Below are 11,620 nucleotides of genomic sequence, written 5' to 3'. Positions count from 1 at the left end.
TTTTCCGCTCATTGCAAAGCGAGGCTTTCCTGCCACTGGCGCAGGCTTTCGAGATTTTTGTTCGCGCGCATGGGCATACGGATGCTGTGGCGAGGACGATGCGCGATTGGAATGGACATGGATGATCGCGTACAAAGCTTGTCGTGAACGCGACCTGATGTTGGACATGTTGGCCTGGCGCATCGTGACACCAAAGCCCAATTGCTACCGCTCGATAGTGGCATACGACCACCCCGCCTGAAGATTTCGGCGTCACGCATGCCAGCGAGGACGATTTGTACGCGATAATTGACTGGCTGCTGCAACGGCAGGGAATGATCGATAAAGGGCTCTCGGCGCGTTAGTGCTCTATCTTGTTCATTTCTTGTCTTTCCAAAGTAACGTTGATTTTAATTCACCTAAGGTAGACTAAATTTTAGGCGACACTTACCTTAATGTCGATACTAAGAAGCACCGACAGGAGATACGCGGACTGTCATACTTCTGCCGGATTGACGCTTTCAAATCCCATACTCTCCGGACCCAGCTCTTCAAAGAAGACGTCGACACTCGTACTGGATTACTCTGCACAATGTAACCGCCAAACTGCTCTGGAAGCAACATGACTTGTGTCTGATCCAAGAAACTTCTGCGTGAGTGGCGCATGGACTTGCACCTACCCGAAAGACAGCGACCTACACAACGGCGTGCGTCAATCCTTGAGCAGCAAGTCAGAAGTGGCTCGGTTGACATCACTACATCCCGTCAGAATCATGGCGACCCTGAGCTCCTCTCTAAGGATGTCCAACATGTCCCGGACCCCTGATTCGCCCGTCGCCCCCAATGCATATGCCCACGCCCGTCCTACGAAGCATGCCTTGGCGCCAAGCGCCAGCGCTTTCAACACGTCCAGGCCCGAGCGAATGCCTCCATCCATAAACACCGGAACTCTACCTTCAACGGCATCGACAACCTTCGGCAAGGCACGAATGGTCGATGTCACGCTATCGAGTTGCCTGCCACCGTGGTTTGACACCACAATCCCGTCGATATTTGTCTGTACAGCGCGCTTTGCATCTTCGGGGTCGAGAATACCTTTCAAAATAATCTTTCCAGGAAAGATTGACCGTATCCACTCGATGTCTCTCCAGTTAGTCGATGCATCGAAGTTGTCGTGAACAAATTTTCCATACGGGACGCCTTTGGGCATTGCTCCAGCCACAGTACCGAACTTCAGTGGCCAGCCTTTAGTGACGATATCGAGGGCCCAGCGTGGGTGCGTCACGCCTTGGGCTACGAACCCCAGCATCCCAAGAAGCGTCGGGTCCTTCTCCATCCCGTCGTGCACCTCGCTGTATCGCCGCCCGGGGGTCGCAAGATCGACAGTGAATACCAACACCTTCGAACCTGCAGAAACTGATCGTTCGATCACGCTCTTTACGAAACCGCGGTCTTTGAGCATATAGAGCTGGAACCAAGGAGGAACGCCAGTCTTTTGCGCGACCTCGTGCACGTCGCACACCCCCATGGTCGACAGCGTAAACGGAACCCCAACCGCCTTCGCCGCATTGGCCGCTTTGACTTCGCCGCGGCTCGAGTACATTCCGGCCATACCGACGGGCCCTAAAACGATTGGCAGTGACATTGCCTGCCCCCACAAGTCAATCGACAAGTTGATATGCGATTCGTCCACCATCACACGTTGGCGCAACAGCGTGGCCTGTAGCTCCGCCATATTCGCGCGCAGCGTGTTCTCCTGGAAAGAGCCACCGCTGATGTAGTCGTACAGGAATCGGGGAAGTCTGGCTTCGCATAGTTTGCGATAGTCTTCAATGTTCGCGATATTCATGCTGGTCTTCAACTCCTTAGGAAGGTAGGCGCGCTGCATCAGCGATAGAGTGATCGTGGAACTCTATATTACGTCCGGGACCTAGAATGCGCTATCCCTCCTACGGGGGGGATGGCGCCGAGAAACTAGGTGCGCATTACGCCGTCGTTCGGACCGCATCCGCGACTGCCAACCGCGCCGAAAGGCCCGCCGACAAAAACGATTGTGTTGGAAAACCTTGATCGTACTAAGGAGACCATGTCGGCCACTACCGTCTTCGGACCAATGTACGAGAAATTGCTTCCCCAGCGCCACATGCTGGACCAAATACCAGTTCAGTTTTCTCACGGATTCCAAAATCGAAACGCTTCCTCTTGGTATGAGCGTTAGTACGATTTCTCAGGCCAGTTTTGGAATGCGATGTTGTACATGGCTTGTCGCGTTTTTTACAATATATTTGCGACAGTACCAGATGAAAATCTCTCATTTGGGAGACCTGAAAATTGATCGACATGAGCCTATCCCCCATGCGAGGGATAGCTCTGCCCTGGCTGATCCTGCATTATTGGCTCGTCGCCAATCACATCGGAATCGCAACCTTCCATTGAGATTCGACACCACTGTCCCGCATAATTTTTCGGGAAAAACGTCACGGAGGCCGTCGAATAACCATGAGACTTCGTCTTTTGAAATTGAGTTTAGTGACTTTCGGCACAACCCTGTCAGGCTGCACGGAAGGCGTGTTGGTAACGCACGGACCGATAGGAGCCTCGGAAAAATTGCTCCTACTAGAAGCATTGATCACGATGTTGGTCGTCGTTGTTCCAGTCATTGTGCTAGCTTTGGTGTATTTCTGGTGGTTCCGTTCGACAAATAATAAGGCCATCTATCGGCCCGATTGGGAGTATTCAGGCCGCATCGAATTCAGCATTTGGATGGTCCCGCTACTAGTAGTTCTCTTCCTCAGCGCGATTGCTTGGACGGGAGCTCACGACCTTGATCCCTACCAGCCAATTGCATCGGAGCAAAAACCTTTGAACGTTCAGGTTGTCTCTATGGATTGGAAATGGCTATTCATCTACCCGGACCTTGGCATAGCGAGCGTCAACGAACTCGCTGTACCCGTCGGCGTTCCGGTCAACTTCAAATTAACGTCGGCGACCGTCATGAACTCATTCTTCATTCCCAGCGTGGGAGGCCAAATCTACACGATGGCGGGAATGCAGACGAGCCTCTCCCTTCAGGTCACCGATCTGGGAACCTACGAAGGGTTTTCTGCTCAATTTAGCGGCGATGGATTCTCCGACATGCACTTTCCAGTATTGGCAACGAACCAAGCCGGTTTCGAAGCATGGGTCGCGAAGTTAAAGAGCGGTGGTGGCTCTCTAGGCCCACGCGAATATACGCGCCTCGCGAGCTCACACAAGACGTCAGGCATTGAACATTTCGCCTCTGTCGATGGCGACATTTTTGGATATGCAATGCTGCTGAGCGTGGACTCAGTGGCGGTGAGCCGGGAATGCGGTCAAAAGCCTGCGATGGCAATAGACGGTATGGTCCTCGGAAAGGAGTATTGAAATGTTCGGAAAATTGACGTGGGATGCAATTCCGTTCGACCAACCCATCGTGATGGGCACGTGCTTGGTCATTTTAATCGGAATTTTCGGGGTCCTTGCCCTCATTACGTATCTGAAAAGGTGGCGTTGGCTCTGGACCGAATGGTTGACGACGGTGGACCACAAGCGCGTTGGGGTGATGTACACGCTGCTTGCGCTGGTCATGCTGCTTCGCGGCTTCAGCGACGCTATCATGATGCGTTCGCAGCTGGCACTGGCGCATGATGGCGCAAAGGGTTATCTACCCCCAGAGCACTATGACCAGGTTTTTTCAGCTCATGGCACCATCATGATTTTTTTCATGGCGATGCCCTTCGTCATAGGTCTAATGAATTTCGTGGTGCCGCTCCAGATTGGTGCACGTGATGTCGCATTTCCCAAGCTCAATGCTATCAGCTTCTGGTTGACCGCCGCCGGTGCCCTGCTTGTGAATCTGTCGCTGGGAATAGGCGAGTTTGCCCGTACGGGATGGCTTGCTTATCCTCCATTATCGGAGCTCGCGTACAGCCCCGGAGTAGGGGTTGACTATTACCTGTGGTCCCTGCAGATATCCGGAGCAGGAACACTGCTCTCGGGCGTGAATCTGCTTGCGACTATTTTAAGAATGAGGGCCCCTGGCATGAAGCTTGATATGATGCCGGTGTTCACGTGGACTGCACTTGCATCCAACATGCTGATCGTAGCCGCGTTCCCTATCCTAACTGTAACATTTTCGGAATTGCTGCTCGACCGCTATGTTGGAATGCACTTCTTCACCAATGACGGCGGAGGAGACCCGATGATGTTCATCAACCTTATTTGGTCTTGGGGGCACCCGGAGGTCTATATTCTGGCGTTGCCGGCCTTTGGGATTTTTTCTGAAGTCATCGCGACTTTTTCCGGAAAACCCCTCTTCGGCTACCGATCCATGGTGATTGCCACTATGGCGATTTGTCTGCTCGGCTTTACGACCTGGTTGCATCATTTCTTTACTATGGGGTCAGGGGCGGACGTCAATACGTTTTTCGGCATCACAACAATGATTATCGCGATTCCCACTGGGGTCAAAGTATTCAACTGGATCTTCACAATGTACGGCGGCCGTGTTCAGTACACGTCCCCGGTGCTTTGGACCATAGGCTTCATCATCACCTTCACGGTGGGCGGCATGACTGGCGTCTTAATGGCCATTCCTCCGGCGGACTTCGTACTGCACAACAGCCTTTTCCTGATTGCGCATTTCCATAACGTCATCATTGGCTCCGTTGTCTTTGCCTGCCTGGCCGGCTTGACGTACTGGTTCCCGAAGGTGTGGGGCTTCACGTTGGATGAGCGCCTGGGAAAGGCCGTGTTCTGGTTCTGGTTTGTGGGCTTCTATTTTGCTTTCATGCCGCTTTATGTCCTGGGCTTCATGGGCATGACCAGGCGCCTGAACCACTATAACCATCCCTCATGGAACATCTACCTCTATGTGGCGGCATTCGGCGCCTTCCTGATCCTGATTGGCATCCTTCTACAGATTATTCAGCTGGTCTACAGCATCTGGACTCGCGACCGTCGGCGTGACGTCACCGGGGACCCATGGAACGGCAGGACCCTGGAATGGTCAACTCCGTCGCCGCCTCCGATGTACAACTTCCCGGTCCTCCCCGTCGTTACCAGCGTCGACGCTTACTGGAAGCAAAAGATAGAAGGCGTGTCGAGCGCGGCCCAGACATTTGAGGAGATTGAAGTGCCAAAGAACTCGTCCCTGGGTTTTTTCATCGCCTTCTTTGCGGTAATTGGCGGCTTTGGAATGATCTGGCACATCTTCTGGCTTGGCGCCCTCTCTCTTGCCGCAATAATCGCGCTCATTGCGGTTTTCGCGTGGGATGAAGACGATGAATATGTGCTGTCGGCCGCCAGCGTCAATGGGATGCAGTCCAACGCACAAGGCCGTCCGGCCACACCAATAAGGTCAATCTAATGTCCAGCTCATACGCAACGCCATTCGAAGCAACTCCAATAACAGGAGACGGCACACCGATGCGCCAAAGAGTCACCGCATTTGGCTTCTATCTCTACCTACTCAGTGACGCGATTCTTTTCGCTGGGCTCTTTGCCACTTTTGCGGTCCTTCATAACTCGACTGATGGGGGGCCGTCGGGCCATGATCTCTTTAGCTTGAAGAACGCCTATATTGAAACGGCGCTGCTGCTTACCAGCAGCCTGACATGTGGCATGGCAATGCTGGCTTGCGATAATCGCAACCGCGTGGGGGCGCTCTTCATGCTGGGACTTACCTTCCTCTTGGGAGCGGCGTTCCTGAATCTGGAATTGTCGGAGTTCCGTCAACTCATCACGGATGGCGCGGGGCCGGACCGCAGCGCATTTCTCTCCTCATTCTTCACCCTTGTTAGCACGCATGGCCTGCACGTTCTCGCTGGACTCCTTTGGGCCATATACATTGGGGTGCAACTTCTCCTCAGAGGATTTTCGCCCGCTGTGATGCGCCGATTCTATTGCTTCAGCCTGTTTTGGCATGTAATTGATGTCGTCTGGATTGCCGTGTTTACCTTCGTTTATCTCATTGGAGGTCGCTCATGACTGACTATTTATCACCACAAGAGCCCGCCACCGAAAAAGCGCCCGGCATTCGGACTGGTGGCGGTCATGGGACATGGCACGGATACTTGATAGGCTACCTCTCTGCAGCGTTCTTGACTACAGCAGCGTTTATTCTGGCCATAAATGATTGGATGACTCCCGCGAGCATTTTGGCTGCCGTGAGCGTGCTTGCCGTTGCGCAGATGCTGGTTCATCTCATCTTTTTCTTGCACATCAATACCGCTCCTGAGCAGCGCACCAACATCTTGGCATTCGCCGCAACATTGCTCATCATTTTTATCGTCGTCGTGGGGTCGCTCTGGATTATGTCCCATCTGCATCACAATATGATGCCAATGAATATTTTGATGAAAATGCAAAGATAGTCGGAAATCTGAAGTATCGATGCGTAACATTACTTGCTGCTCTCTTTGTCCAATACCGCCAGGCGAAACGTATGTAATATCAGGCTATACGCCCCACAACCGAAGCGCTGCTTTGGATCTTTTTCGAACATATCAACGAACAGGCGTTCGGTGCGCTAGTTAAGGCTGGACACGCCTATCGCGAGGTTTTGTTAGTGCGGCCTTCTCCCGCTATGAAAATATTTTTTTCAAAGCTATAGAGTTAATGACCAAGCCTAAGGAAGACTTTGCAAGTCTGGCGATGCTTGAAATAGGGGAGCGCATTTCTGAAAGCTACTGTGAATACGAACTCAGCTTATCCATCTCGCTGTTGTATGCCGATAGCACCGATATTTTTTGGGTACTAAGACCTTGCAATCAACGGCTGGCGATCCTCAAAACGAGTATTCCACTCTGGGACTATTAATTGGAATTCAACCGGAGCCTGATGAGTTTATCAATATGAAACTAATTTGTGTCATCAAAGGTCCCAGGCTTGTCGCGTGACACTTTTAAAGCATTAGGGGAAATTGCAACAATGGGGAAAACACGGTGCCTGAAACAAGTGTCGAAACGGTGGGAATTCAACAAATTTTTTGAAACTATTCGAAAGCAATAATTTTCGCAAGACTTTACTAGGGAAAAGTATGCTGCAGTGTCTATACAATGGGTCCGCCCGATATTTCCGCATAGCCCTCGTGCCGAGAATCATCGTTTTCCTGGGCGTACTCTTTTCGTTCGGTAGATATTCGTTCGCCGAACCGGCGTCTGAAGAGCCTCAAGTCGCAGAGGCCCGAGAAGCACAAAATCCTATCGCCCATTTAGTTACTCTTCCTCTGCAAAATAATACATATTTTAACGTTGGGCCATATGGCACAACACAAAATGTATTATTAGTGCAACCAGTTATCCCAGTAAAATTAAATGACGATTGGGTGTTAATCACTAGATGGATTACTCCATTGATCTATCAACCGCCGGCTACTTCAGATTCAAATGGTCAATTTGGGCTAGGTAACATGGAGCCACAGTTTTATTTTTCGCCTGCACATCCGGGAGAGGTTATTTGGGGTATCGGCCCACAGTTTTGGTTGCCGACCGCTACAAATAGAATGCTCGGCACCAATAAATGGGGCACCGGTCCCGCGGCGGTGGCGTTAACGATACAAGGTCCATGGGTCGTTGGCGCGCTGATTAATAATGTGTGGGCTGGCGAAGGTTCGCAACGGGTTAATCAGCTGACGTTTCAGCCTTTTGTGAACTTCAACATGAAAGGAGGCTGGTATCTGGTATCTAGTCCCGTCGTTACTTCGAATTGGAAACAAAAATCAAGCGAGCGCTGGACGGTACCAGTTGGCGGAGGCATTGGTCGTTTATTTAAAGTTGGCGGCCAGTCTATCAATACCAATGTACAAGTATTTTCAAACCTCGCTAGACCCATAAACGCGCCTAGTTGGTCATTCAGACTGCAGGTCCAATTTCTATTTCCGAAATCATGACGCAAGTGGTTGGCCGTATCGCGTGAATTCAAGGAACTCGCAGTCAAACGCGTGGCCGATGGCTCAGCCATCGCGGCGCCGGAAAAAAAGCTCAGATCGAGCGACTAGAGGCTGCGCAGCTCGATTAAGACAGCTGCATCAGGCAAGCTAAATAGGCAGATACATAGTTAAACCAGGTAATTTAGCTGTTTTTGGTATGTCACTGATGTAGTTTGGATTGCAGTATTCACGTTCGTTTATCTCGTCGCAGGTCGCTCAGGACTGGTTATATAACGCGTCAAACACAACCCGACGAAAACTCACCCGGTATCAGGACTGGCGGTGGTCATGGAAGATACATGGATGCTGGACAAACAATTCAACTGCGTCATGGCACCTGTCTCGAAACGGATTATCGCGAGTCATTTTGAGGCGCTTGGTCAGTAGAGCAAAAAATAGAATCTGGCTGCGATGGCAATCCCAAGCAATGAGAAATAGAAAATTCTTTCCTAAATTCTAGCCATTGTTTCCAACCCATCAATTTCACCAACAATTGGCTGGACCGCATTTGAAGTCGGCTGTTGCGTAGTCACTTCATTTTTTTGCAGAAATCCGATCTAGCTATTCTCCATATTTTCATTCCGCGTCAACTTAGTTACAGGCAGCGAATAAGTGACTACCCCAGCGGCTTTTTCTGGTCGTCACAAAAATCATGTAAGATAAGTTACTGATATCTTTATATTTTAGCTTGCGATCAACAGCGAGCCAGGTCATCAAGCAACGGACCTGCCTTATTCACAAGTTCGGAAAAACCGCAATACTGTAACTGTAATAGTTCGATCGCGAGATCCGTTTGGTCTGAATCTGTACGCACTGTTAAATCGTGAAATTCACGTGCTCTTCCATGTTGCAAAAATCCTGATACCTAAGTAGCTAGGCTATGAGGCCGAGATATCGCCTATTCCGATCCATGTGCGATGACGTTGACCATCACTTTATAAAAATTAAAAGGCCATAACAAAAATTGGGGCAGGTACACCATTGCAAAGTTCTTGTCTCCGGCGTCCAGTGGCAACAACCAGATATGGTCGTAATCGAAGTATTCCCGAGGTAACTAGAGGTAAGATGACTCATTCTTTCAATTTGGCTCCAAAATATGGGTCGGAAGGCTGAAACTAAAGGTCACACCATGGACTTCATTGCGCACGACCCAGATACGACCGGCGTGAGCTTCGACTATCGACCGGGAGATCGCCAATCCCATGCCCATACCCGTTTCCTTCGTGGTGGTAAATGGCTCGAATATCGTCTCCAGATTTGCCAATCCAGTACCCTCATCCTGAACATCGACAACTACGTCTTCCCCGTCGCGTCGAGAGCGAATCAATAAGGACTTCTTATGCCCTGTCGTAACCGACATGGCCTCAACGGCGTTACGCACTAAGTTGACGATCACTTGCTGAATCTGCACCGCGTCGGCCCTGATCATCGGTACGTCCTGAGCTAATCGAGTATCGAGTAAGATCTCGTTTGCTTGAATTTCGTCTGCCATCAGAGTGCATATTTGAAATATCAGCTTATTGATGTCAAGATCGACCTTCGCAGGAGCCGAGCGCTTGAACAGTGCACGAATGCGGAATATTACGTCCGCTGTTGCATATCCGTCACGGACGATGGCGTCAGCGCTGAAACGGGCCTTTTCGATGTTGGCTGGCATCGCAGCGAGCCAGCGCCTGCAAGCCTGTGCGTTGGCTACAACAGACTGCAGCGGTTGGTTAATTTCGTGGGCTATGGATGCTGATAGTTCAGCTACCGTTGCTATTCGCGAAGCCTGCGCAAGCTTTTCCCGCGCATATCTTAACGCCTCTTCCGCGCGCGTGCGCTCGATAAACTGTCCAACCTGGCCTGCGATGGAGCTCATCATCTGTATGAGTTCGGGATCGGTATCGCGGACCTCGCGATGGAAGAGTTCAATCACGCCCAAGACCCCGCTCTTGATCGTAATTGGGAAGGCGAAAGCAGTGCTGAGCCCTTCCATTGCGGCCTTTTCCACCGACTGAAACTCCTGATCGACCGTCGTGTCGGTAATCCATACAGGTGCGCCACTCAGCCATACTCGATTGGAGAGGTACATGCCGAAGCCATCTATTCCAGTTTCCAACTCGGAGTGGGGGCTCGGGAAGGAGGCAGACGACCATGTTTGCATGCAAGCTATGACGCCTGCTTCCGGATCAACGCGCCAGAATGCAGCACGTTCCCATTCGAGTGCCTCACACAATTCGCGAAGAATGCGCGGTGCTGCTTCTTCGAGTGATGCCGCTTCGGACAGCGTCTGCGTTACACTAAATTGGGCGAGTAGCCGCTGCTCGCGAAGCCTACGGTCGGTAATGTCGGTGGCAAGTGCAATCCCGAAAAGGCGCCCTCCGCGGTCGAATGCCCGCGCGCGCACTTCGACGGGAAACATGCGCCCGTCCTTGCGAAGGCGGCGGCTTTGAAACGTCGCACTTCCTTCTTCGATCAGCCGTTGCTTGATCCGCTGGGTCTTTTCCTGTGTCATGTCGCAGTCGATCTGACAGGTACTCATGCCGATTAGCTCTTCGCGCGTGTAACCCAGTGCTTCGCAGGACTGACGGTTTACGTCAAGAACGATACCTTCATCGTCATAAAGAAAGATGGCATCCGTCGCGTGGTCCACCAGGGTTCGGAAGCGCTCCTCGCTCGTTCGTAATGCGTCTTCGCTGGCGATCAGATTGCCGTGCGCTATCGCGCTCGACAACGCATCTTCCAAGCGCCTGCCAATCTCTTCGAAGAGCCGCCGTTCCACGGCGGTCCAAGAGCGCAAATGGGAGCACTGATGCAACCCGAACAGGTATGGCCTGTCGCCTTTGGGGTGAACTGCGACCGCAATCGTCGACAGAATCTTGAATCGGTCGCGAATCTCCGACGGGATGCGATCCATCACCGCCCCTGGGCCGTGCAATACGTCGCGCAGGGACTTCGACGTTTCTGCGTCGACCGGCAATTCCTGGCCGAGCGTGAAGACACCCGGATAATTCGGCTGCGTAAGCTCGATTACCGCGCGACAGGTCGGCGCTTCGGGGTCGCAGGGATATACCAGCCAGGCCCTGTCGCATTCGAAGATCGCCAGCGTCTCCTCAAGCACACCGCGCGTCATACCCTCGACCTCGTTCGTTCGTTGCATGGCGCGGTTGATGCGGTCCATGCACTCAAGAAACCATAAATGTTCCTCGCGCTCTTCCTCCGCGCGCCTTTGCTCCGTGATATCCATCACAGTTCCGACGAATTCGATCACCTGGCCAGAGTCATCCAGAATCGGATGCCCCAGGCTACGAACGGTACGCACCCCTGTATTGGTGCGCCCTATTCGGTACTCGGCTTCCCAGTCGGCGCCTTCGCGCAAGGCCTTCTCAAAGCTTTCCACGACTCGGGCGCGGTCATCCGGATAAACGTCTTCCGCTACTTGTTCGAACGAAGGCAGGCCCTGCGCAGGGTCACGGCCCATGACGCGATAACACTCGTCCGACCAATACAGAATAGCATTCGAAACCGGGTTCAGTGCCCAGCTTCCGGTATGGCTGACCATTTGCGCTTCCGCAAGATAGTGGCGGCTGCGCCGTAATTCTTTTTCCGCTTGCTTACGCTCAGTCATATCGATGACAAAAGCTAAAACACGATTTCGTTCGTCGGCGAATCCGGCCACCCCGATGAGCACAGGAACGCGGTGGCCAT

Annotated in this window: 8 protein-coding genes; 6 read left to right on the top strand and 2 right to left on the bottom strand. The window is 52.0% G+C overall.

Features of this window, described 5'->3' with window-relative positions; all coding sequences use genetic code 11:
- Nucleotides 1-691 precede the first annotated feature (691 nt).
- Complete coding sequence (locus tag IEW12_RS27570) at nt 692-1,828, bottom strand: L-lactate dehydrogenase (RefSeq protein ID WP_188569375.1); 1,137 nt, start codon at nt 1,826-1,828, stop codon at nt 692-694.
- Between the two features lie 650 nt (nt 1,829-2,478).
- Between IEW12_RS27570 and cyoA the strand changes: the two genes are divergently transcribed.
- The 6 genes from cyoA to IEW12_RS27540 all read left to right on the top strand — a co-directional run bounded on the left by cyoA (nt 2,479) and on the right by IEW12_RS27540 (nt 7,891).
- Nucleotides 2,479-3,384, top strand: a complete 906-nt coding sequence (gene cyoA / locus IEW12_RS27565; RefSeq protein WP_188569374.1) for a ubiquinol oxidase subunit II — start codon at nt 2,479-2,481, stop codon at nt 3,382-3,384.
- 1 nt (nt 3,385) lies between these two features.
- Complete coding sequence (gene cyoB / locus IEW12_RS27560; protein WP_188569373.1) at nt 3,386-5,368, top strand: cytochrome o ubiquinol oxidase subunit I; 1,983 nt, start codon at nt 3,386-3,388, stop codon at nt 5,366-5,368.
- A 59-nt stretch (nt 5,369-5,427) separates the two neighbouring features.
- The gene (cyoC, locus tag IEW12_RS27555; protein WP_229751392.1) at nt 5,428-5,988 is read left to right on the top strand and encodes a cytochrome o ubiquinol oxidase subunit III; all 561 of its coding nucleotides are present in this window, start codon (nt 5,428-5,430) and stop codon (nt 5,986-5,988) included.
- Entirely contained in the window at nt 5,985-6,374 is a 390-nt protein-coding gene (gene cyoD, locus IEW12_RS27550) for a cytochrome o ubiquinol oxidase subunit IV (RefSeq protein WP_188569371.1), read from the top strand. Before cyoC ends, cyoD begins: the two co-directional genes overlap by 4 nt.
- A 244-nt stretch (nt 6,375-6,618) precedes the next feature.
- The gene (locus IEW12_RS27545; protein ID WP_188569370.1) at nt 6,619-6,819 is read left to right on the top strand and encodes a hypothetical protein; all 201 of its coding nucleotides are present in this window, start codon (nt 6,619-6,621) and stop codon (nt 6,817-6,819) included.
- 271 nt (nt 6,820-7,090) lie between these two features.
- Nucleotides 7,091-7,891, top strand: coding sequence for a neuromedin U (locus IEW12_RS27540; protein ID WP_188569369.1), 801 nt, complete (start codon nt 7,091-7,093; stop codon nt 7,889-7,891).
- Between the two features lie 1,117 nt (nt 7,892-9,008).
- On the opposite strand, the gene IEW12_RS27535 is transcribed toward IEW12_RS27540, so the two are convergent.
- On the bottom strand, nt 9,009-11,620 hold a 2,612-nt coding region (locus tag IEW12_RS27535; RefSeq protein WP_229751391.1), incomplete at its 5' end, for a PAS domain S-box protein.

This window comes from Parundibacterium terreum (genome assembly GCF_014636315.1).
Lineage (GTDB): Bacteria > Pseudomonadota > Gammaproteobacteria > Burkholderiales > Burkholderiaceae_D > Undibacterium > Undibacterium terreum.
Note: the sequence above shows the minus strand (reverse complement) of the source record. Positions and strands in the feature narration are given on the sequence as shown.